Below are 22,769 nucleotides of genomic sequence, written 5' to 3'. Positions count from 1 at the left end.
CAGCCATCACCAGCGCGGCACGGTGCCGGGCAGCGTCGCATGCGAGGGAAAATGCGGCAGCACTTCCTGCGCCAGTTCCTGCAGCACCTCCGCGGCCGGACGCTGGCCATGCTGGATGCCCAGCGCCGCATGGTTGACGCCAGCTTCCCGCCATTCACCGAGCAGGTCGATCAAGCCCTTGCGTCCCGTGCGCAGCACATAGCCGCTGCGCACGGGCGTGCGCGGGTAATCGGGGTTGTCCACCAGGTCCAGCCACTCGTTGCACATGTGCGGGCGAAAGCCGCCATCCGGTATGCAGGCGCGCCAGGCGCGGATCTTTTCCGCCAGCCGGCGCGGCCCGTCCGGCGTATCCGTCGCTTCCGGATACGTGAGCCAGCCGTCCGCGTGGCGCCCTATCCATGCCAAAGGCTGGCCCGAGGAACTGGTGACGACCAGCGGAATGGCGCCGGCCACGGGCTTGGGCAGCAGTTCGAGGCCGGCCAGGCTGCCCAACGGGCCGGCGAGATGCGCTGGGCCGGCCAGCAGCAACTGGCGGAACATGTGCACGGCCTGCGCATAGCGCTCGCCGCGCGTGGCGAATGGCACGCCATACGCGGGAAATTCGCTGGCGCGGTCGCCCGAGGCCGTGCCCAGCACCAGGCGCCCGCCCGACAGCTGGTCGATGCTGGCGGCCGCCTTGGCCAGGTCGACGGGATGGCGCAGGGTAAAGATGGCGCTGCCCGTGGCCAGGGCCAGCGAGTCCGTGCGCGCCGCCAGATACGCCAGGTAGGTCCACGGGTCGAACAGCTGGCCCGCATCGCCGAAGCGCGGGTCGAACAGGGGAATGTCGCGCACCCAGGCGGCGGCAAAGCCCTGCCTGTCCATGGCGGCGACCAGCTCGGCCTGGCCGGCCAGCGCCTGCATGTCGCCCTGGTAAAAGCGCAGCGGCAGGTAAATGCCGAGGGTCAGCGCGCCGGGCGCGAACATGCGGCGGTAGCCGGCATGGCGGGCAAACGCGTGCGATGAAGCGCCCGCTGTCTGTGTGGTGTCGATGCTCATGTTGTCTCCTTGGCGCAGTTCAGGCGGCAGCTGCCGGGCAGGATGGCGACGGCGCACGCCAGGCCCGCCGCCACCAGGCAGGCGGAAACGAGGATGGCGCTACTGTAGCCTTGCGCGGCCGTGCCGCCACCGGCCAGCACGGCGATGCTGACCGCCACGCCCACGGCCAGGCCGACGGCCGAGCCGACTTCCTGCGTGGTCGTCAACATGCCGCCCGCCAGCCCGTGGTCCGCTTCCGGCACGCCATCGATGCCGGCCACGGTCCAGGCGGGAAACGCCAGCCCATAGCCGATGCCGGCCAGCACGGTGCCTGGCAGGATGGAGACGGCCCAGGCAGACAGCGTGGCCAGCGACGCGCCCAGCATGGCCAGGCCGCCGATGAACAGCAGCATGCCGCCGACGATGACGGGCTTGGTGCCGCAGCGCGCGATCAGCGCCGGACCGGCCCACGCGCTGGCCAGCGTAAAGGCGACGGCCATCGGCAGCAAGCCCAGCCCCGTGCGCGTGGCGGAAAACGCCAGCACTTCCTGCATGGCCAGCGCCACGACGACAAAGGTGGGACCGAGGGCCGTATTGGCCAGCAGCGAGACGATATTCGCGCCGCCCGTGGAGCGGCGCCGGAAGACGGCCAGCGGCATCAGCGGGGCGGCAACGCGTCCCTCCACCCACACGAACAGCGCCAGCAAGGCCAGCGCCAGCCAGACCAGGGCAAACGTGAGCGGATGCGCCAGTCCCACATGCTCGCTATTGGCAAAGGCAAACACCAGCGTCGCCGCGCCCGACGCCACCAGCAGCGCGCCCCACACGTCGAGCGTGCCGCCAGCCGCAGCGGTATCGGCGGCGGCATCGGGCCGGCCCAGGGGCAAGGCCGGCGACAGGGCCAGCACCAGCAGGCCGACGGGCACATTGATCCACAGCACCCAGCGCCAGCCCAGCAGGTCCGTGATGAAGCCACCGAGGATCAGGCCCGCGACAAAGCCGCTGGCCGCCACGGCCGTCCAGGCACCGAGCGCCCGGTTGCGCTGCGCCGGCTCGGGAAACACGGCCAGCAGCAGGGAGAATGCAGCCGGCGAAAACATGGCGGCGCCGAAGCCCTGCAGCGCGCGCGTGGCCACCAGCATGGCCGGGCTGTGCGAAAAACCGCCCAGCAGCGAGGCGGCAGTGAACAGCAGCAGCCCCGCGATGAAGACGCGGCGGCGGCCGAACAGGTCGGCCGCGCGCCCGCCCAGCAGCAGGAAGCCGGCGATGGCCACGCCGTACGCATTGATCACCCACTGCAGGCCGCCAGGCGTAAAGCCCAGGCTGTGCTGGATTTGCGGCAAGGGAATCATGGTGATGGAAAAATCGAGCAAGGCAACGAATTGCGTGGTGCACAGCAACACCAGGCAAAGTTGCCGATGTGAAAGTAGCATGGAGATCCTATCGGTATAGTTTTACTCGACGTCAAAAGAACGCCGCATTCACCTATAATGCGTACTTTAAGAGCGAAACTGAAACGATGTTTTTTCGCGCCTGACTATAGAAAAACTATATCTATGAAGCATCCTTTACCGCTCCAGGCGCTGCGCGCCTTTGTCGAAGTGGGCCAGCGCGGCAGCATCAAGGCGGCGGCCGCCGCGCTGCACGTGACGTCGGGCGCCGTCAGCCAGCAAATCCGCCTACTGGAAGAACGGGTCGGCATGCCGCTGTTTACCCGCGAGCGCCAGGGCTTGCGCCTGACCGAGGCGGGCGCCATGGTCCACCCTGCCCTGCTGGGCGCTTTCGCGCAGATCGCCGGCGCCAGCCAGGCGCTGGAAGACCTGGGCGCCCGCCAGACGCTCACCGTCAGCACGGTCGCCACCTTTGCCGCCGCCTGGCTGGTGCCGCGCCTGGGCCGCTTCAACCAGCGCCATCCGCATATCGAGGTGCGCGTGGAAGCGACCTCGGCGCTGGTCGACCTGCGCCGCGACCGCGTCGACGTGGCCTTGCGCCACGGCCTGGGCGACTATCCGGGCTTGCAGGTGACGCGATTGATGGCGCCCGTGCTGGTGCCCGTCGCCAGCCCCGCCCTGATGGCGGGCCAGCCGCCCATCGCCACGCCGGCCGACTGCCTGCGCTACCCGCTGCTGCACGACACGGACCGCGCCGACTGGCCATTATGGCTGGCCGCGCATGGCGCCCCGGACGGCAGCGCGGATGCGGCGCGGGCGCTGCGCGGCTCGGCCTTCGAAGATGATTTTCTGTTAATCCGCGCGGCCGAGGCGGGCCAGGGCCTGGCCCTGGTGCCGCAGCTGTACGCGCAGGAGGAAATCGCCGCCGGGCGCCTGGTGCAAGTGCTGGACTTACCCTGGCCCGCGCGCTTTGCCTACTACCTGGTGGCGCGGCCGGACGCGGCCACGCGCCCCGCCGTGCAGGCGTTCATGGCATGGATCTGTGAGGAAGCGCAGACCACGCGCTAGAGCGCATGACCCGCGGCCACGCACGACACCACGCCGCAGGCTGCGCTGAACGGCGCCGGCACGCCGGCGCGCCCCATGGCGATGCAGGTCGCGACGGGCACCACGGCCAACAACAGTGCCAGGTAGCCGACCGTCTTCAGGCGCCGTACGGAAGCATTGCGGACGCCCGCGCCGGCTCCGCGTGGATAGCCCTGGCCCGCCTCTTTACTGCTGCTTGCCGACATCTTCGTATGCATGTCCGTCTCCTCTATCCACCGTCACTGATCTTGCTTTACTGCATTTTGCTGCATAAATTTATCAAATACAATAAATAAATCCACGTAAAAATGATTTTTCCTGTCCGCCTGCACGATGAACGGCGGGGAAAATTTGCCATACCATAGGGAAAAGAATCGCGTGACAGGCGTTCCTTCGCCGTCCAAGCCCCAGCTTGACTGTGCAAAAAATCGAAATAAAATCATTGAAATCACAATATTCGTTGAAATCATTTTTATTTGATGTATGATGAGTTCAAAGGAGAACGCAAGGCGATGTGGCAGCCCTCTTTGCCGCGACCGTCCTTTATCTCCGCCTTCTTTCCAGGGGACAAGCACATGAACCAAATCCTGGCCTTGCGCCTGCTCGACGCCGCAGAAGACGCCGCCGTCATCATCGATGCGGACTCGTGCATCCGCTATGCGAACGGCGCCATGTATGCGCTGAGCGGCTATGCCGCAGGCAGCCTGGCGGGCCAGCAGATCGAGGCGCTGCTGCCCGACTCGGTGCGCGAACGCCATGGCGCGCAGATCGGCGCCTATCTGGCCGGCGAAAAGAAATCCACGGTACTCGGGCACAAGCGCCACTTCGCCATACGCCACCGCGACGGCTCGACGCTGCCCATCGTGCTCAAGGCCATGGACCTGGGCAAGCTGGACGATGAAAGCTTCCTGGGCGCCTTTTTCATCGACCAGCGCCACGAACGCGCCATCGAACAGCAGAATGCGGCCCGCTGGCAGCAGCTGCAGCGCATCGCCCTGAGCGATCCCCTGACCCTCCTGCCGAACCGCCGCGCCTTCGAGACCGAAGCCGTGCGCGCGGCCGCGCGGGACAGGCGGGCCGGCAATCCAATGACCATCGGCATCGTCGACATCGATTTCTTCAAGCACGTCAACGACCGGTATGGCCACGCGGCTGGCGACGCCGTGCTGCAAGCCATCGCGGCCGTGCTCCAGTCCCAGGCGCGGGCGTCCGATGTCGTCGCCCGCGTGGGTGGCGAGGAATTCGGCCTGCTGTTCCCGCATACGGACATGGCCGCGGCGCATGGCGTGGCCGAACGCATCCGCCTCGCCGTGGCCGCAACGTGCGTCCACTTCGAACAGGCGCCCATCACGGTGACGATCAGCATCGGCCTGGCGCCGCTGCCCCATAACGGCGACTGGAAGGCCGGCTTCATGCAAGCCGACGCCGCGCTGTACCAGGCCAAGAACAAGGGCCGCAACCGCATCGAGCAGGCCTGAGCAGCACCCGGTCACCCTCGCAGTTTCATGCATCAAGCAGCACCTGACAGGAGCAAGCACATGGAAACCACCACGACACATGCCCCGGCAACGGGCCAACTGGCGCAAGCGGGCGCCCGGGAATTGCTGGTCTTTGGACTGGGCCAGGAGGAGTACGCGATCGACATCGGCCTGGTGCAGGAAATCCGCGGCTATGGCGCCGTAACCCGCATCGCCAATGCGCCCGCCTTCCTCAAGGGCTTCATCCACCTGCGCGGCAGCATCGTGCCGCTGCTCGACCTGCGCATCGCGCTGGGCCAGGCTGAACCCGCATACGATACCTCGACGGTGGTGATCATCCTCATTTTCGCGCATGGCGCCACCGGCATCGTCGTCGACCGCGTGGCCGACGTGGTGCCGCTGGCGCCGGCGCAGCTCAAGCCCCCGCCGCAACTGCACGGCTCGGTCGTTGCCGGCCACGTGACGGCCATCGGCACCGTGGACGAACGCATGCTGATCGTGCTCGACATCGATAGCCTGCTGGCGGGCCTGGGCATGCACGCCGCGGGCGAGCTGGCGGCATGAGGCAGCCATCGCCATCGCGCCCGCCACCTGACCGCCATCCGGAGACACCATGGGCATCCTGATCGTCGATGACAACGACACCAACCTGAGCCTGCTATCGACCCTGGCCCGCAAGGCCAGCTGCATCGACCCCGTCTGCATGAACGACCCCATCGATGCGCTGTACTGGTGCGAGTCGCATGTGCCGGACCTGGTCTTGCTCGACTACCGGATGCCCAGCCTGTCAGGCAATGAATTCCTCAGCATTTTCCGCAAGATGCCGGGCATGGCCGACATCCCCATCATCATGGTGACCACCGAAAACGACCGCGCCGTGCGCAAGCAGGCGTTTTCGCTGGGCGTGACGGAATTCCTCACCAAGCCCGTCGATACCATCGAGTTCAGTCTGCGCGTGCGCAACCTGCTGGCGCTGCGCACGGCGCAAACCATGCTGGCCGACCGCGCCAGGCTGCTCGAACACGAAGTGGCCCGGGCCATCGCCAACGTCACGGCCAGGGAAATGGAACTGGTCACGCGCCTGGCGCGGGCGGCCGAATTCCGCGACCCGGAAACGGGCGGCCACATCATGCGCATGGCCCGCTACTCGGCGCTGATCGCCAGGGAGCTGGGGCTCGACGCGCCGTGGCAGGAGCTGCTGCTCAAGGCGGCCCCCATGCATGACGTGGGCAAGCTGGCCACGCCCGACCATATCCTGCTCAAGCCGGGGCGGCTGGACCCCGAGGAAATGGCCATCATGCGCCAGCATGCGGAAATCGGCGGCCAGATCCTCGCCGGCAGCGATTCGCCGCTGATCCGCCTGGCCGAGGAAATCGCCTGCGGCCACCACGAAAAGTATGACGGCAGCGGCTACCCGCGCGGCCTGGCTTGCGAACAGATACCGCTGTCGGCGCGCATCGTGGCCGTGGCCGACGTCTTCGATGCGCTCAGTTCGGAACGCCCGTACAAGCCGGCCTGGCCAGTGGAACAGGCGCGCTTGTACCTGCAACAGAACAAGGGCAGCCATTTCTGCCCGCGCTGCATCGACGCCTTCCTGGGCGCCTGGGATGAGGTGCTCGCCATCCGCGACAGCCTGCCCGACCCCGTCCCTCATCACGCCCACCCACTGTAAGCGAGGAGCCTGCCATGCGCGTGCAACAACTGATCCTGAAAAACAGTGCCGGCATCGATGCCGTCCTGGCGCCCCTGGCTGCCATGGCGCCCGACCTGGTGCTGGTGTTTGGCGCCTGCGCCTACTTTGCCACGCCCGGCTTGAGCGCGGCGCTGCGCCGCCAGCTGCCCGGCGCCGTCATCGCCGGCTGCTCCACGGCCGGCGAAATCGCCGGCAAGCGCGTCTACGACGACAGCTGCGTCATCACGGCCATCCGCTTTGCCCACACGGAGGTGGCCATCGCCGACGCCATCATCTGCGACATGGCGGACTCGCGCGACACGGGCGAACGCCTGGCGCAAGCGCTGCCGCAGGACGGCCTGACGGCCGTCTTCATGCTGGGCACGGGCGTGGCCATCAATGGCAGCGCCCTGATCGCCGGCCTGCAGGCGAACCTGCCGCCGGGCGTGACGGTATCGGGCGGGCTGGCGGCGGACGGCGGCGCTTTTCGCCAGACCTGGACCCTGGGTCCGCGCGGCGCGGCCGACAATACCGTCGTCGCCATCGGCCTGTACGGCGAACATATCCGCCTCGGCTACGGCAGCCATGCGGGCTGGGAAGCGTTCGGCCCGGCGCGCAAGGTGACGCGCTGCGTCGGCAACGTGCTGTATGGCCTGGACGGCGCGCGCGCGCTGGACATCTACAAGCTGTACCTGGGCGACCATGCACGCGGCCTGCCCGCCTCGGGACTGCTGTTCCCGTTTGAAATGCTCACGGCGGCGCACGAAAAAAGCCATGTCTTCCGCACCATCCTCGCCGTCGACGAAGAACAGGGCTCGCTGACCCTGGCCGGCGACATCCTCGCCGATGGCTACCTGAGATTGATGCATTCCAGCACCAACCGGCTGATCGACGGGGCCGAGACGGCCGCGCGCGGCGTTCAGCCCCACGCCGATGCGGCGGGCGACCAGCTGGCCCTGCTGGTCAGCTGCGTGGGCCGCAAGCTGGTCATGGGCGACCGGGTCGAGGAAGAAGTCGAAGCGGTGGCCGACATACTGGGCAGCGGCGCCACCTGCATCGCCGGTTTTTACTCGAACGGCGAAATCGGCATCGCCCAGCCGCATGGCGCATGCCAGCTGCATAACCAGACGATGACCGTGACTGTACTGAGCGAAGCATGAACCGCACCCTGGCCCGCCAATTGAACCGCGTCTGCAATATCGACTCGGAAAGCGCCTGCATCGCCTTGCTGGAACAGGCCCAGGCACTGTGCGCGCAGGCGGGCACGCCGCCCGAACTGGCCGCGTTCCTGGCCGGCCTGCCGGCCCTGCTGCTGCGCGTCGACAGCGCCTATGACCAGTCGGAACGCGACCTGGACCTGCGCTCGCGCAGCCTGGAGCTGAGTTCGAATGAACTGAGCATCACGAATGACCTGCTGCGCACGGAACTGGCCAGCCGCAACCGCGTGATCCAGTCGCTGCGCGTGGCGGCCGTGCGCCTGCTCGACAACGACGATTCCGGCCTGCGCCTGCCCGAGGAAGGCGATATCGAGGGCCTGTCGCTGCTGCTGGCAGAACTGGTGGCGCAGCAGGAACTGCGCCGCATCGAGCTGCAGAACCAGCGTTTTGCGATGGACCAGCACGCCATTATCAGCATCACCGATACGGCCGGCGTCATCATCTACGTCAACGACAAGTTCTGCGCCATCAGCGGCTTCGCGCGCGAAGAGCTGGTCGGCCAGACGCATCGCCTGATCAATTCGCACGCGCACCCGGACGCCTTCTTTGCGCAGATGTGGCAAACCATCACGGCCGGCCAGGTGTGGCACGGGGAAATCTGCAACCACGCCAAGGATGGCGGGCAATACTGGGTCGACGCCACCATCGTGCCCTTCCTTGACGCGGCCGGCAAGCCCTATCAATACATCGCCATCCGCACGGAAATCAGCGACAGCAAGCGCATGGCCGCAACCATCGCGAAAAGCGAGCGCGAATACCGCAACGTCGTCAACAGCCTCAATGAAGTGGTCTTTCGCACGGACGTGCACGGCGCATGGACTTTCCTCAATCCCGCCTGGCACACCATCACCGGCTTCGGCGCCGCCGACAGCCTGGGCAAGAGCGTCCTGCAATTCATCGATGCGCGCGACCGCGAGCGCGCCGCCGCCGGCCTGGCCCAGCTGCTCGATGGCCGGGTCGACAGCATGCGCCATGAAGCGCGCTACGTCACCCGCGACGGCAACGTGCGCTGGATCGACGTGTGTGCGCGCGCCGAGCGCGATGGCCTGGGGCGGCTGGCCGGCATCACCGGCAGCCTGACCGACATCACGGAGCGGCGCCTGGCGGCGCGCGAGCTGCGGCACAACCTCAACTTCGTCGACGCGCTGATCGAGACCATCCCGATCCCCCTGTACCTGAAGGACGTGCAGGGGCGCTACCTGCGCGCCAACCGCGCCTTTTGCGCCTTTTTCCATCTCGACCCGGCGCGCATCCTGGGCCTGACGGCGGCCGACATCCTGCCGCGGCAAGAGGCGCAGCAAGTGCTGCAGCACGATCTGCTCCTGCTGCAGGACCGTGGCAACCAGACCTATGAAGACCGCCTGACGGTCGGCGCGCGGCAAGTCGATGTCCTGCTCAGCAAGGCGGCCCTGCTGAAGTCTGACGGCAGCCTGCACGGACTGGTCGGCACCATCGTCGACATTTCCAGCCAGAAGGCGGCCGAGCGCGCGCTGCTGCTGGCCAAGGAAGTGGCGGAGTCGGCCAGCCGCTCGAAGAGCGAATTCCTGGCCAACATGAGCCACGAAATCCGCACGCCGATGAACGGCATCCTGGGCATGACGGACCTGGTGCTCGATTCCGACCTCGACGCCCACCAGCGCAAGTACCTGGAAGTCGTCAAGGCCTCGGCCGACGCCCTGCTGTGCATCATCGACGACATCCTCGACTTCTCGAAGATCGAGGCGGGCATGCTGACACTGGAAAGCATCCCCTTCGACCTGCGCCAGCTGATGCAGGAAAGCATGCGCGCCCACGCCACGCGGGCCCAGTCCAGCGGACTGGAACTGGTGCTCGACGTCGATCCCGCGCTGCCGCACACCTTGCTGGGCGACCCAGGCCGGCTGCGCCAGGTGCTGACCAACCTGGCGGGCAACGCCATCAAGTTCACGCCGCGCGGCGAAGTCGCCGTCAGCGCCCGGCTGCGCGCCAGCGGCGACGGCATGGCCCAGGTACGCCTGTGCGTGCGCGACACCGGCATCGGCATCGCCGCCGACATGCAGGAGGCCGTCTTCGACGCCTTCCAGCAGGAAGACGGCTCGACCACGCGGCGCTTCGGCGGCACGGGACTGGGCCTGTCGATCACGCGCCGCCTGGTGACCATGATGGGCGGCAGCATCGGCCTGACGAGCGAACTGGGCAAGGGCAGCAGCTTCACCGTCGACCTGGCCCTGCCCATCGGCGAGCAGCAACCGTTGCTGCCGCCGCCCGGCGCGACACTGGCGGGACGCAGCATCCTGCTGGTCGACGACAATTCCAGCAGCCTGACCATCCTGCGCAAGATCTTCGAGCACAGCGGCGCCGCCGTCACCGCCTGCGAGTCGGGCGAGACGACGCTGGAGCACTGCCGCACCGCCCTGCCGGCCGACTGCATCATCATGGACTTCGCCATGCCCGGCATGAATGGCTTCGACACGGCATCGGCCCTGGCCGCCCTGCCCCACTGGAGCCAGGTGCCCATCGTCATGCTGTCTTCCAGCGGCAGCCTGGGCGATGCGGCGCGCTGCCGCGAACTGGGCATCGATGGCTACCTGCTCAAGCCGGCCAGTCCCGAGGAATTACTGGCCATCACCATGAGCGTGCTGGGCACGTGCCGCGGCCTGCCCGGCGCCGCGCCCGTCGTAACGCGCCATGCCGTGCGCGAAGGCATACCCGGCCTGGACATCCTGCTGGTCGAGGACAACGCCATGAACCGCGAACTGGCCACCGTGCTGCTGTCGAATGCGGGGCACCGCGTCACGCATGCGGCAAACGGCCGCATCGCCCTCGATTGCCAGGCGGCCACCCATTTCGACATGATCCTGATGGACTTGCAAATGCCGGAAATGGGCGGTTTCGAAGCCACCGCGCAGATACGCGCGCGCGAAGCGCAGGGCATGCCGAAGAGCGTCATCATCGCCATGACGGCCAGCGCCTTCGAAGGCGACCGCGAACGCTGCATCGCCAGCGGCATGGACGACTACCTGTCCAAGCCGTTCCGCACCGCCGCCTTCCACAGCCTGATCGAGCAGCATGTGTTGCAAATAAACAAGCAGCCGCCCACCCTGGCGCCGCGCTTCGACTACGCCGCCGCGCTGGCCGATGCCGATGCCGACGTGATCGCCATCATCGGCGCATCCTTCCTGGCCGGCTTGCCGGCGCAGCTGGCCGCCCTGCGCGCGGCCCTGCAGGCGGGCGACCGGCCCGGCGCGGGCCGGCAGGCGCATACCCTGGCCGGCTTGCTGGCCAATTTCCATGCCGTGCCCGCCGTCGCCATCGCCGCCGCCATCGAGCGCGAAGCGGCCGAGGCCCCGCAGGGCGCGTTGCTGGCCCGGCAAGATGCGCTGGAAGCGCAGTTGCGGCTGTTTGTGCGCGAAACGGGCCCGTCCATTGAGGCGACGTGCGCCATGCTGCACGCATCCGGGCAAACTTGATGTAGATCATAATTTTTTGAACAAGCTCTTGCTATCCTGTAAAAAAATGACAGGAGCCCTGGATGAACAATGCTGAGCAACAAGTGGAACATGAGCGCCTGGGCAGCGCCTGGCAAGGCGCGCCGGCGCACGGTTATCCGGAGAGCGCGCCGGAAGGCGCCAGCCTGGACTTGCTGCTGCACGCCTGGCTGGGCAAGTTCACGGGCGGCATTTCGCCGGCCGCGCTGGGCAACGCCTATGCCGACTGGCTCAGCCATCTGGCGCTGGCGCCATCGAAGCAGCAAACCCTGCTGCAGGAAGCGTGGAAGAAGATCGGCCGCTGGCAACATTACGCGATGCAGTCGGCCCTGACCGGCGGCGCCACCGAGCCGCCGTGCATCGCGCCGCTGCCGCAGGACCGGCGCTTCGAGGACCCGGCCTGGCGGCGCTGGCCGTACAACCTCGTCTACCAGGGTTTCCTGCTGCAGCAGCAATGGTGGCACCGCGCCACCACGGGCGTGCGCGGCGTCTCGCCGCACCACGAGGATGTCGTCACGTTCACCGTGCGCCAATGGCTGGACATGCTGGCGCCGTCGAACTTCCTGCTGACCAACCCCGTGGTGCAGCAGGCGGCCCTCGAGAGCGGCGGCGCCAGCCTGGCGCGCGGCATGGCCCACGCGGCCGGCGACTGGCAGCGCGCCGCCCTGGGAACTGGCGCGACCGGCGAAGCAGCGTTCAAGGTGGGCGTGAACCTGGCCGTCACGCCGGGCAAGGTGGTCTACCGCAATGACTTGATCGAATTGATACAGTACGCGCCCACCACAGCCAAGGTGCATGCGACGCCGCTGCTGTTCGTGCCCGCCTGGATCATGAAGTTCTACATTCTCGACCTGTCGCCGCACAATTCGCTGGTGCGCTACCTGGTGGACCAGGGCCACACGGTGTTCATGATTTCCTGGAAAAACCCGCAGGAAGAAGACCGCGAGTTGTCGCTGGAAGACTACCGCCAGCTGGGCGTGATGGACGCGCTCGACGCCGTTGCCCGCATCACGGGCGCGCCGCAGGTGCACGCGACTGGCTACTGCCTGGGCGGTACCCTGCTGGCGATCGCCGCCGCAAGCATGGCGCGCGATGGCGATGCGCGCCTGGCCAGCCTCACCATGCTGGCCTCGCAGGTCGATTTCAAGGAGCCGGGCGAACTGTCGCTGTTCATCGACGAAAGCCAGGTCAGCTTCCTGGAAGCGGCCATGTGGAAGCAGGGCTATCTCGATACGAAGCAGATGGCGGGCGCCTTCCAGCTGCTGCGTTCGAACGATCTGATCTGGTCGCGCCGGCTGCGCCATTACCTGCTGGGCGAAGACGAGCAGGGCAGCGACCTGATGGCCTGGAACGGCGACGCCACGCGCATGCCCTGCCGCATGCACTCGGAATACCTGCGCCGTTTGTTCCTGCACAACGACCTGGCCGAAGGCCGCTACCGCACGGCGGGCCGCCACATCGCCCTGTCCGACATCGACGCACCCCTCTTTGCCGTCGGCACCCTGACGGACCACGTGGCGCCGTGGCGCTCCGTATACAAACTGCAGCTGCTGACCGACACGGACGTCACCTTCCTGCTCACCTCGGGCGGCCACAATGCGGGCGTGGTCTCGCCACCGGGCCAGCCGCGCCGCAGCTACCAGCTGGCCACGCAGCGCCACGAAGCGCCCTACATCGACGCGGACAGCTGGCAGCGCGACGTGCCGCACCATGACGGTTCGTGGTGGCCCGCCTGGCAAGCCTGGCTCATAGAACGCGCGGGCGCGCAAGTGGCGCCGCCCGCCATGGGGGCTGCCTTGGGCGACGCGCCGGGCAGCTACGTGCTGCAAACCTGACCACCGACAACCGAGGAAAACGCCATGCCCTACACTACCCTGCTAGTCCACGTCGACAATTCCCGCCACTGTGCCCAGCGCATCCGCCTGGCCGTGCGCCTGGCCCTCGCCGAAGGGGCGCACCTGATCGGCTCGGCCATGAGCGGCATCTCGCGCTACGCGTATGGCGGCGGCGTCAACGCGCTGCAATTCGCGCCGGCGCAGATGCAGGCGCTGCGCACCCAGGCCAGCGAGGCCTTGCACGACTTCGAGCGCATCGCCCGCGAAGAAGGCCTGGGCACCTACGAAACGCGCTTCGTCGACGACGACGCGCAAGGCGCGCTGCTGCTGCAGGCGCGCTATTGCGACTTGCTGATCCTGGGGCAGACGGACGCGCAGGATACGCCGTCGCGCGTCATCGCCGGCACGGCCGAATACCTGATGCTCCATTGCGGCCGCCCCGTGCTGATGGTGCCGCACGCGCCTTTCGCCGCGCCAGCGGGCGCCGCGCAGCATCCGCTGCTGGCCTGGAATGGCAGCGCCGAAGCGCTGCGCGCCATCACCGATGCGCTGCCGCTGCTGCAGCGCGCGCGGCAGGTTACCCTGGCCGTCGTCAATTCGCACGCCCAGCCGGCCGCGCACGGCGAGCAGCCGGGCGCCGACCTGGCCCTGTACCTGGCGCGCCATGGCGTCAACGTCGAGGTGCTGCAGCACGACACGCCGCCGGGCCAGGACGTGGGCACGGCCCTGCTGGCCATGGCGGCCCAGCGGCACTGCGACCTGGTCGTAATGGGCTGCTACGGCCACATGCGCCTGCGCGAAGCCCTGCTGGGCGGCGTCACGCGCACGGTGCTGCAGGAGATGACGTTGCCGGTGCTGGTGTCGCACTGACAGACTTAGCCCACCGTGGTGCCAAACAGGGCGCCGATGCCCGACGCCGCCGCCATTGACAGCGCGCTCCAGAACACCACGCGCAGCACGCCCCGGCCCACGCGCGCGCCGCCCGTCCTGGCCGCCAGGCCGCCGAGCAGTGCCAGGAACAGCAGCGAGGTAACCACGATGGCCGGCGCCAGCATGGCCAGGGGCGCCAGCAGCACCACCAGCAGTGGCAGGGCCGCGCCGATGGCAAAGCTGAGCGCCGAAGCCAGTGCCGCCTGCAGCGGGCGCGCGCGCATGCTCTCCGTGATGCCCAGTTCATCGCGCGCATGCGCGCCGATGGCGTCATGCGCCATTAGCGCAGTGGCCACCTGTACGGCCAGGGCTGGCGCCAGGCCGCGCTCGACATAAATGTGCGTCAACTCGCGCAGCTCCCCCTTGGGATCGTCGAGCAGCTCGCCGCCCTCGCGCTCCAGCGCTGCCTGCTCCGTATCAGCCTGCGACTGCACCGAGACATATTCGCCCGTGGCCATCGACATGGCGCCCGCCACCAGGCCCGCCACGCCGGCGACCAGGATGCTGTCGTGCGTGGCATGGGCCGCGACCACGCCCAGCACCAGGCTGGCCGTCGAGACGATGCCGTCATTGGCGCCCAGCACGGCGGCACGCAGCCAGCCCACATTGTCCATCCGGTGAAACTCGCGGTGTCGCAATGGCATGGTCAGACTCCTTTATGCATGAATGGACGGACTGGAGGGTGTGGGAAAGCGCACCGTCACCACCAGGCCAGCACCATCCGGCCCGGCGGCCAGCTGCACGCTGGCGCCGTGCGTTTCGGCGATGCGCCGCACGATCGACAAACCCAGGCCGCTGCCTGGCTGGTGCGCGCCGGCGGCGCGGAAAAAGCGTTCGAATACGCGCTCGCGCAAGGGCTCGGCAATGCCGGGCCCCGTATCGCTCACGCGCAGCAGCACGCCATCGGCCTCGGTGCGGCAGGCCAGCGCCAAGGTGCCGCCGGACGGGGTGTAGCGCATGGCATTGTCCATCAGGTTGCGCGCCAGGATCAGCACATGATCCGCCTGCAGGCGGCACGGCGCCGTGGCCAGGTCGGCCTGCAGTTGCAGATCCTGGCGCTGGGCCTGCGCCATCCAGGCGGGCAGCTGTTCGGCCAGCACGGCGGCCAGGTCCAGCACGGGCAGGTCGGGCGGCGGCTGCGACTGCGGGTCGAGCCGGGACAAGGTCAGCAACTGTCCTACCAGCCGCGTGGCGCGGTCCACGCTCAGGCCCAGGCCCGTCACGGACTCGCTGCGTTCCGCATCGCTGCGGGCGCGCTGCAACACCTGCAGGTTGGTCTTGATGGCCGCCAGCGGCGTGCGCAATTCATGCGCGGCATCGGCCGTGAAGCGCTGCTCCTGCTCGCGCGTCTGGCGCACGCGCACGAACAGGCGGTTGATGGCCTGCAGCAGCGGCTGCACTTCCACGGGCGCGCCCGTCACGCTGACACTGGCCAGATCGTCGGGCGTGCGCAGCGCCACTTCATCGGCACTACGGCGCAGGGCGCGAAACACGCGGTTGATGCTCCACCAGATGGCCAGCGCCGCCAGGGCCGCCATCGGCAAGCCGATGGCCAGCAGCTTGAGGGCAAACCGGCTGCTGATTTCCTGGCGGTGGCTGGCCGGTTCCGCCACCTGGATCTGCAGCTGCGCGTCGTGATTCCAGCTCGTGTAGATGCGCCACAGGCGGCCATCGTTGTCGCGCCAGCTGTAGCCGACAGCGGCCGGCGCGGCGAACGCCTGGTCCGGCGCGCCGGCGTTCTTGTACAGCAGGCGCCGCTGCGCATCCCACACCTGGAACAGCAGATACTGGCGGTGGTTGCGGTTCTGCGCCACCGGCATCACCAGAGACGCGCTCGCGCCATGCTCCTGCACTTCGTGTTCCGCCAGGGAGAGCAGCAAATGCCCCGTCTCGGCCAGCGACTGGTCGAACAGCTCCTGGCTTTCGCGGCCCGCTTCCAGATACACGATGGCCGCGCTGAAGCCCCATAGCGTGAACGTCAGTCCCAGCAGGACGGCCAGCAAGGTGCGCCGCAGCGACCAGGCGCGCGGGGCGGGCGCCGTCATGGACGCGCCTGCGTATCAAGCCTGTCGATGCTGTAGCCGATCGCATGCACGGTGCGGATCAGCGCCTTGCCCAGCTTGCGCCGCAAATGGTGGATATGCACCTGCAGCGCGTTGCTGTCGACTTCCTCGCCCCAGCTGTAGACGCCCTCTTCCAGCTGCACGCGGCTCAGGATGCGCCCGCGCTGTTCGACCAACATCAGCAGGATGCTGAATTCCTTGCCCGTCAAGGGCACTGCCACGCCGGCCTGCCGCACCTGGCGCGCGGCGACATCGATGACGATATCGCCATGCACGAGTTCTTCGCGCGTGCGCCCGGCCGCGCGGCGGCAGGCGCTGCGCATGCGCGCCGCCAGCTCATCGAGGTCGAATGGCTTGACGATGAAGTCGTCCGCGCCCGCATCCAGGCCGGCCACGCGGTCGACGATCTGATCGCGCGCCGTGACGATCAGGATCGCCCCGTCATAGCCGCCGCGGCGCAAGGTTGCCAGCGCCTGCATGCCATCCTCGCCCGGCAGGGCCAGGTCGAGCAACAGGCAGCCATAGCGGTGCAGGCGTACGGCCATGTGCGCGCGTTCAGCCGACTGCACCCAGTCGACCGCATAGCCGGCCTGCTCCAGCCCCATCTGCGTGGCGCGCCCCAGCTGGGGGTCGTCTTCTGTCAGCAATATGCGCATCGTGGCTAGTCCTGTCCTGATTTCATGCCCGCAGCGTAGGCGCCGGACATTAAGAACTTCTTAACATCTGCTGGCGACCATCCGTCCATCGTCCACTTCCGGCTGCCTCCCATGCCCGCTTCCCCCCATCTTAACCGCTGCCAGCCTTGCTGGCCAATACTGGCCTTGCTCGGCTGGCCGCTGCTGTCGGCCGCCGCGCCGCAGCAACTGCTGCTCAGTCCGCAACAAATCAGCCGTGCCGGCATCGCCACCACGCCGGCCGTCGCCACGCTGGCCGGCAACGCTGCGCCGGCGGGCAACGACCTGGTCCTGTCGGGCACCGTGGTGGCGCCGCCCGGCTCGGGCGCCGTGGCCAGCGCATTGCTCGACGGCGTGGTACAGCAGGTGCACGTGACGCCGCTGCAGCAGGTGCGCGCCGGCATGCCGCTGCTGACCCTGTACAGCCAGGGCTGGCTGGAGTGGCAGCGCGCCTACCTGGAAAAGACCAGCGCGGCGCGCCTGGCCCAAGCCAGACTGGCGCGCGACGAAGGGCTGTACGGTGACGGCATCATCGCCCGCGCCCGTCTCGATGAAAGCCGCGATGCGGCGCAGCTGGCCACGCTGGCGGCCAGCGAACACGAACAGGCGCTGCGCAGCGCCGGCCTCGATGGCGTGGCGCTGCGGCGCCTGCGCCAGCAACGCACGCTGTCGCCCCTGCTGACGGTGCGCGCCAGCCGGGCCGGGACCGTGCTGGCCTTGCCGGTTGAAGCGGGGCAGCACGTCGAAGCGGGCGCGCCGCTGGCCCGCATGGCCGCCAGCGGCCCCCTGTGGGTGCAGCTGCAGGCGACGCGCGCGCAACTGCCGCTGCTGCGCGTGGGCGACCTGCTGCAGGTAGACGGCTGCGCCAAGCTGCGCGTGGCGGCCATCTCTCCCGTCGTCGACGCCGCCACGCAAAGCGCGCAGCTGCGTGCGCAGCAAGTGGGCCAGGACCCGTGCCTGAAGGTGAACGCCTTTGTCGAAGCGCGCCTGCTGCGCCCGACACAGCAGGCGGGTGCGGCGGGCGGCGTGGCCGTACCGGCCGTGGCGCTGGTGCGCGGCACGGGCGAGGCGCGGCAGGACTATGTCTTTGTCGCCAATGCCAGGGGCTTCGTGGCCATTCCCGTGCAAGCCACGCCGGCCGGCGGCGGCATGGCCTGGGTGCGCGGCGCACTATCCGCAGGTGATGCAGTGGCCGTGCGCGGCCAGGCGGCGCTGAAGGGCAGTTGGAGCGGCCTGGGACCGGCTGCAGACGCGCGCCCCCAGGGAGGCAAGTGATGCTGGCCCGTTTGATCGCCCTGTCGCTGTCGCAGCGCCTGATGGTGCTGGTGCTGGCCGCGCTGATGGCGGCGGCCGGCGTGCAGGCGTTCCGCACGCTGCCCATCGACGCCTTCCCCGATGTCTCCGGTACCCAGGTCAAGCTGATCCTGAAGGCGCCCGGCATGACGCCGGAAGAAGTCGAGGCACGCATCGTCGCCCCCATCGAGCAGGAACTGCTGGGCATCCCGCGCCAGGCCGTGCTGCGCTCGCAGTCCAAATATGCGATCGCCGACATCACGCTGGACTTCCAGGAAGGCACCGACGTCTTCTGGGCGCGCCAGCAGGTGAGCGAACGGCTGGCCGGCGTGCTCAAGGACTTGCCCGCCTCCGTCAGCGGCGGCCTGGCGCCCATCACCACGCCGCTCGGTGAAATCTTCATGTTCACCATCGAAGGGCCCTTGAGCCTGATGGAAAAACGCACGCTGCTCGAATGGACCATCCGCCCCCAGCTGCGCAACATCGCCGGCGTGGCCGACGTCAATTCGCTCGGCGGCATGGTGCGCAGCTTCGAAGTGGTGCCCGATTTGGCCGCCCTGGCCGCGCGCGGCCTGTCGCTGGCCCAATTGCAGCAGGCGCTGGAAGCGAACAACCGCAGCGACGGCGCGGGCCGCCTGGGCAGCGGCGAGGAGGCGCTGCTGATCCGCAGCGACGCGGGCATCCGCACGCTGGCCGACGTGCGCGCCATCGGCATCGCGCGGCGCGGCGACATGGCCGTGAACGTGGGCCAGGTGGCGACGGTGCGCATCGGCCAGCTGACGCGCTATGGCGCCGTCACCCAGGACGGGCGTGGCGAAGCCGTGCAGGCGCTGGTGCTGGCCATGCGTGGCGCGAATGCGCAGCAAGTGGTGCAGCAGGTACGCGCGCGCCTCGACGCGCTGGGCCCCAGCCTGCCCAAAGGCACCCGCATCAGCACCTTCTACGACCGCGGCAAGCTGGTGGAGCGGGCCGTGGCCAGCGTCACGGGCGCGCTGGCCGAAGCCACCGTGCTGGTGATCGTGCTGCTGACTGTCTTTCTGGGCAAGCTGCGCTCGGCGCTGGTGGTCGCCTGCATCCTGCCGCTGGCGGCGCTCGGCACCTTCCTGCTGATGCAGGCATATGGCCTGAGCGCCAACCTGATGTCGCTGGGCGGCCTGGCCATCGCCATCGGCATGCTGGTCGATGCAGCCGTCGTGGTGGTGGAAAATATCGAAGCCCATGGCGCCCACGCCCAGCCGGGCGTGCCGCGCCTGCACCGCATCTACCGGGCCGTGCGCGAAGTTGCCCTGCCCGTCAGCGCCGGCATGCTGGTGATCATGATCGTCTTCCTGCCCCTGCTGACCCTGCAGGGCCTGGAAGGCAAGCTGTTCGCCCCCGTGGCGCTGACCATCCTCTTCGCGCTGGCCGCCTCGCTGCTGCTGTCGCTGACCGTCATCCCCGTGCTCGCCTCGCTGCTGCTGTCCGAGCGCCACGCTGGCACGCCGCGCCTGGTGCAAAAGATGGAAGCGGCCTACCTGGCCCTGCTCGGAAGCGCCCTGCGCCGCGAGCGCCTGGTCGGCGGCGTGGCCGTGGCGGCCCTGCTGCTGGCCGCCGGCGTCTTCTTGCACGTGGGCAAATCGTTCATGCCCACGCTGGATGAAGGCGACATCATCATGCAGATTGAAAAACTGCCTTCCGTGAACCTGCAGGAATCGGCGCGTCTGGACCAGGCCATCCAGCGCCGCATCCTGGAACAGGTGCCCGAGGTGCAGCGCATCGTGGCGCGCCTGGGGTCGGATGAACTGGGACTCGATCCCATGGGCCTGAACGAAACGGACTCCTTCCTCGTGCTCAAGCCGCGCGCGCAATGGCGCAGCGCGGACAAGGAAGCGCTGGTCGATGCCTTGCGGGCCGCCACGGCAAGCTTTCCAGGCGTCAACATCAGCTTTACCCAGCCCATCGAGATGCGTACCTCGGAGATGCTGTCCGGCGTGCGCGGCGATGTGGCCGTCAAGATCTACGGCCCGGACAACAAGACGCTGGGCGCGCTGGCCGCGCGCATCGTGACCCAGCTGCAAATGCTGGCCGGCAGCGAGGATGTGCTGACGACGCAAAACTCCGGCGTGCAATACCTGCAAGTCGATATCGACCGCGTGGCGGCCGCCCGCCTGGGCCTCTCCGTGGAACAGATCCAGGGCGATTTGCGCACCCTCATCGAAGGGCGCCAGGCGGGCATCGTCATCGAAGGCGGCAAGCGGCTGCCCCTGCTGCTGCGCGGCGGCGAACAGCTGCAGCTGTCGGCCGATCTGTTCGGCCAGCTGCGCCTGCCCATGGCCGACGGCCCCGCCATCGCCTTGAGCCAGGTGGCCAGCCTGCGCACGGTCGACGGCCCCGTCAAGGTGGAACGGGAAAACGCGGCTCGCCTGGTGGTGGTGCGCGCCACTGTGCGCGGGCGCGACCTGGTCGGCTTCGTCGACGAAGCGAAGGCCCTGGTGGCGCGCCAGGTGCCCCTGCCGCCCGGCTACCGCATCGCCTGGGGCGGCCAGTTCGAGAACCAGCAGCGCGCCGCCGCCCGCCTGGCGCTGGTCGTGCCCATCGCGCTGGCGCTGATCTTCCTGCTGCTGTATACGACCTTGCGCAGCATCCGGCAAACCCTGCTGGTGCTGGTCAACATCCCGTTCGCGCTGACGGGCGGCGTGTATGCGCTGGCCCTGACGGGCGAATACCTGTCCGTGCCCGCCTCGGTGGGCTTCATCGCGCTGATGGGTATCGCCGTGCTCAATGGCCTGGTGATGATCACCTGTTTCAACGACCTGCATGCGCGCGGCGTGCCGGTCGGCGCACTGGTGCTGCAAGGCGCCGTGCGGCGATTCCGCCCCGTCATGATGACGGCCTGCATCACGGGCCTGGGCCTGGTGCCGCTGTTGCTGGCCACGGGTCCCGGCTCGGAAATCCAGAAGCCGCTGGCCATCGTCGTCATCGGCGGCCTGCTCAGCGCCACCGTGCTGACCCTCGTGCTGTTGCCCCTGCTGTTCCGCCGCTACGGCGTGGCGCAGCCATCTGTCCCTGCCATTGCCCTGACTGGAGCCCACCATGCAGCACCCTGACCACTCTCCCTGCGACGCCATGCTGACGCTGGCCATTCCTGCTGCCCTCGAAGAGGACGTCCTCGATTTCCTGCTGCTGCACCCGGCCTGGGCGGCCGGTTTTTCCGTGCTCGAGGCGCAAGGCATGGGACCGGGCGCCGCCTACCCCTCCAGCCTGGAGCAAGTGCGGGGACGGGGGCGGCGCAAGCTGGTGCTGATCGCCGGCATCGACGCCGACTTGCGCCTGCTCGTGCAGGCACTGGCGGCACAGCTGCCCAAGCCCGACATCGCCTACTGGATCAGCCCCGTGCTGTGCCACGGGAGGCTGGCATGAGGGCGCGCGCCGTGGTGCTGCTGCTCCTCGCGGCAGGAGCGCAGGCGGCGCCTGGTACGCCGTCCGCGCTGCCGCCCGACGCCGAGGTGCGGCGCGTGCTGGCCAGCCTGCCGGCGCTGCGCCAGGGTGTGCTCAATACGCAACTGGCCGGCGCCGAACGCGACAAGCTGGCCACCGGCCCCTATGAGTGGACGGTGCGCGCGGGCGCCAGCCGGCGCACCGCGCCCGGCGCGGAACGCTACCTGGAACAGGAAGTGGCGCTGGAGCGGCCCCTGCGCTGGTTCGGCAAGGCCAGCCTGGACCAGGCGCTGGGCGAGCAAGGCATGACTGTCGCGCGTGCGCTGCATGGCGACGCCTGGCACGAGGCGGGGCGCGCCCTGCTGCGCGACTGGTTCGACGCGCTGCGCGACCTGGCCGGCGTGGCGCGGCTGGAAGAGCAACTGGCCGTGACGCAGCGCCTGCAAGCGATTGCCGCGCGCCGCGTGCAGGCCGGCGACGGCGCCGCGCTCGACTTGCTGCAGGCCGACACGGAACAGCGGCGCGTGCTGGCCCTGCTGCAACAGGCACGCCAGCGCAGCGACCAGACACTCGCGCTGCTGGCCATCAGCTACCCCGGCTTGCCGCGTCCGCAGGCCGACTCGCTGCCCCTGCCGCAGGCCGATGGCGAGAGCGTATCGAGCTGGACCGAGCGCATCGTGCACGACAACCACGAACTGCAGCTGGCCCAGGCGGAAGCGGATCTGTACGCCATGCGCGCCAGCCGACTGGCCAGCGACGCCATGCCCGACCCGACGCTGGCCCTGCGCGCCGCGCGCGAGCGCGATGGCCAGGAACGGGTATTCGGCGTCAGCCTGTCGTTTCCCCTGCCCGGCGCCGGACGCGCGGCGGACAGGTCGGCGGCGGCCATCAAAGCCTCGATGGCGCGCGAACGGGTGGCGCAGACGCAGCTGCGCGTCGCCCTGGCGGCCCGGCGTGCCGCCAGCGACAGCGTGCATAGCCACGCGATATGGACGACATTGCAAGAGGTGCAACAACAAACCATCCGCCAGGCCGAGCTGATGCAACACGCCTACCAGGCGGGCGAATGCACGCTGGCCGTAGCGCTGGCCGGCAGGCGGCAGGCGCTCGACGCGGCACTGACGGCGCAGACGGCGCAGATCGAGGCGCTGGCGGCCCAGGCGCGCCTGCAGCTCGACGCGCACGCCATCTGGTCCATCGACTGAGGCGGCGCCAACACGATTCATCCA

General features: G+C 68.6%; 19 protein-coding genes. 12 read left to right on the top strand and 7 right to left on the bottom strand.

Annotation, left to right across the window (positions count from 1 at the left end; genetic code table 11):
• Nucleotides 1–6 precede the first annotated feature (6 nt).
• Both AC54AF_RS00340 and AC54AF_RS00335 read right to left on the bottom strand, forming a co-directional pair.
• Nucleotides 7–1,038, bottom strand: a complete 1,032-nt coding sequence (locus AC54AF_RS00340; RefSeq protein WP_496634463.1) for an LLM class oxidoreductase — start codon at nt 1,036–1,038, stop codon at nt 7–9.
• Entirely contained in the window at nt 1,035–2,450 is a 1,416-nt protein-coding gene (locus AC54AF_RS00335) for an MFS transporter (protein ID WP_496634461.1), read from the bottom strand. Before AC54AF_RS00335 ends, AC54AF_RS00340 begins: the two co-directional genes overlap by 4 nt.
• A gap of 123 nt (nt 2,451–2,573) precedes the next feature.
• Between AC54AF_RS00335 and AC54AF_RS00330 the strand changes: the two genes are divergently transcribed.
• Nucleotides 2,574–3,476 (top strand): LysR substrate-binding domain-containing protein, encoded by a 903-nt coding sequence (locus tag AC54AF_RS00330; RefSeq protein WP_496634460.1) that lies wholly within the window; start codon nt 2,574–2,576, stop codon nt 3,474–3,476.
• Here AC54AF_RS00330 and AC54AF_RS00325 read toward each other — a convergent pair.
• Both AC54AF_RS00325 and AC54AF_RS00320 read right to left on the bottom strand, forming a co-directional pair.
• Nucleotides 3,473–3,712 carry a hypothetical protein gene (locus AC54AF_RS00325; RefSeq protein WP_496634458.1) on the bottom strand — a complete coding sequence of 80 codons (240 nt, stop codon included), beginning with the start codon at nt 3,710–3,712 and terminating at the stop codon, nt 3,473–3,475. The two genes, AC54AF_RS00330 and AC54AF_RS00325, sit on opposite strands and share 4 nt — an antisense overlap.
• Before the next feature lie 21 nt (nt 3,713–3,733).
• Complete coding sequence (locus tag AC54AF_RS00320; protein WP_496634456.1) at nt 3,734–4,069, bottom strand: hypothetical protein; 336 nt, start codon at nt 4,067–4,069, stop codon at nt 3,734–3,736.
• On the opposite strand from AC54AF_RS00320, the gene AC54AF_RS00315 reads away from it, so the two are divergent.
• The 7 genes from AC54AF_RS00315 (at nt 4,070) to AC54AF_RS00285 (ending at nt 14,033) form a co-directional block, all read left to right on the top strand.
• Complete coding sequence (locus AC54AF_RS00315; RefSeq protein WP_496634455.1) at nt 4,070–4,972, top strand: GGDEF domain-containing protein; 903 nt, start codon at nt 4,070–4,072, stop codon at nt 4,970–4,972.
• A gap of 60 nt (nt 4,973–5,032) precedes the next feature.
• Nucleotides 5,033–5,536, top strand: a complete 504-nt coding sequence (locus AC54AF_RS00310; protein WP_496634453.1) for a chemotaxis protein CheW — start codon at nt 5,033–5,035, stop codon at nt 5,534–5,536.
• 49 nt (nt 5,537–5,585) lie between these two features.
• A complete protein-coding gene (locus AC54AF_RS00305) occupies nt 5,586–6,644 on the top strand; it encodes an HD domain-containing phosphohydrolase (RefSeq protein ID WP_496634451.1) in 1,059 nt (352 codons plus the stop codon).
• A 14-nt stretch (nt 6,645–6,658) separates the two neighbouring features.
• Nucleotides 6,659–7,804 carry an FIST signal transduction protein gene (locus AC54AF_RS00300; protein ID WP_496634449.1) on the top strand — a complete coding sequence of 382 codons (1,146 nt, stop codon included), beginning with the start codon at nt 6,659–6,661 and terminating at the stop codon, nt 7,802–7,804.
• Nucleotides 7,801–11,310: a PAS domain S-box protein gene (locus AC54AF_RS00295; protein ID WP_496634447.1), complete on the top strand. Its 3,510-nt coding sequence runs from the start codon at nt 7,801–7,803 to the stop codon at nt 11,308–11,310. The genes AC54AF_RS00300 and AC54AF_RS00295 overlap by 4 nt, the downstream gene beginning before the upstream one ends.
• Nucleotides 11,311–11,372: 62 nt before the next feature.
• Entirely contained in the window at nt 11,373–13,163 is a 1,791-nt protein-coding gene (locus AC54AF_RS00290) for a PHA/PHB synthase family protein (protein WP_496634445.1), read from the top strand.
• 24 nt (nt 13,164–13,187) lie between these two features.
• Nucleotides 13,188–14,033: a universal stress protein gene (locus AC54AF_RS00285; RefSeq protein ID WP_131686194.1), complete on the top strand. Its 846-nt coding sequence runs from the start codon at nt 13,188–13,190 to the stop codon at nt 14,031–14,033.
• A 5-nt stretch (nt 14,034–14,038) separates the two neighbouring features.
• On the opposite strand, the gene AC54AF_RS00280 is transcribed toward AC54AF_RS00285, so the two are convergent.
• Genes AC54AF_RS00280 through AC54AF_RS00270 form a run of 3 tightly spaced genes read right to left on the bottom strand, consistent with a single transcriptional unit; the run spans nt 14,039 to nt 16,812 of the window.
• The gene (locus AC54AF_RS00280) at nt 14,039–14,737 is read right to left on the bottom strand and encodes a VIT1/CCC1 transporter family protein (protein WP_131686195.1); all 699 of its coding nucleotides are present in this window, start codon (nt 14,735–14,737) and stop codon (nt 14,039–14,041) included.
• A gap of 12 nt (nt 14,738–14,749) precedes the next feature.
• Entirely contained in the window at nt 14,750–16,138 is a 1,389-nt protein-coding gene (locus AC54AF_RS00275; protein WP_496634442.1) for an ATP-binding protein, read from the bottom strand.
• On the bottom strand, nt 16,135–16,812 hold the full coding sequence (locus tag AC54AF_RS00270) for a response regulator (protein WP_496634440.1): 678 nt from the start codon (nt 16,810–16,812) through the stop codon (nt 16,135–16,137). The genes AC54AF_RS00275 and AC54AF_RS00270 overlap by 4 nt, the downstream gene beginning before the upstream one ends.
• Nucleotides 16,813–16,923: 111 nt before the next feature.
• On the opposite strand from AC54AF_RS00270, the gene AC54AF_RS00265 reads away from it, so the two are divergent.
• Genes AC54AF_RS00265 through AC54AF_RS00250 form a run of 4 tightly spaced genes read left to right on the top strand, consistent with a single transcriptional unit; the run spans nt 16,924 to nt 22,745 of the window.
• Nucleotides 16,924–18,105, top strand: coding sequence for an efflux RND transporter periplasmic adaptor subunit (locus AC54AF_RS00265; RefSeq protein ID WP_496634438.1), 1,182 nt, complete (start codon nt 16,924–16,926; stop codon nt 18,103–18,105).
• Nucleotides 18,105–21,209 carry an efflux RND transporter permease subunit gene (locus tag AC54AF_RS00260; protein ID WP_496634436.1) on the top strand — a complete coding sequence of 1,035 codons (3,105 nt, stop codon included), beginning with the start codon at nt 18,105–18,107 and terminating at the stop codon, nt 21,207–21,209. Before AC54AF_RS00265 ends, AC54AF_RS00260 begins: the two co-directional genes overlap by 1 nt.
• On the top strand, nt 21,196–21,522 hold the full coding sequence (locus AC54AF_RS00255; RefSeq protein WP_131387602.1) for a DUF3240 family protein: 327 nt from the start codon (nt 21,196–21,198) through the stop codon (nt 21,520–21,522). The genes AC54AF_RS00260 and AC54AF_RS00255 overlap by 14 nt, the downstream gene beginning before the upstream one ends.
• Nucleotides 21,519–22,745, top strand: a complete 1,227-nt coding sequence (locus AC54AF_RS00250; RefSeq protein ID WP_496634434.1) for a TolC family protein — start codon at nt 21,519–21,521, stop codon at nt 22,743–22,745. The genes AC54AF_RS00255 and AC54AF_RS00250 overlap by 4 nt, the downstream gene beginning before the upstream one ends.
• The last annotated feature ends 24 nt before the right edge of the window (nt 22,746–22,769 follow it).

Source organism: Janthinobacterium sp. JF4, from assembly GCF_059617925.1.
The sequence above is the reverse complement of the archived record's forward strand: the minus strand, read 5'-3'. Positions and strand labels throughout refer to the sequence as shown.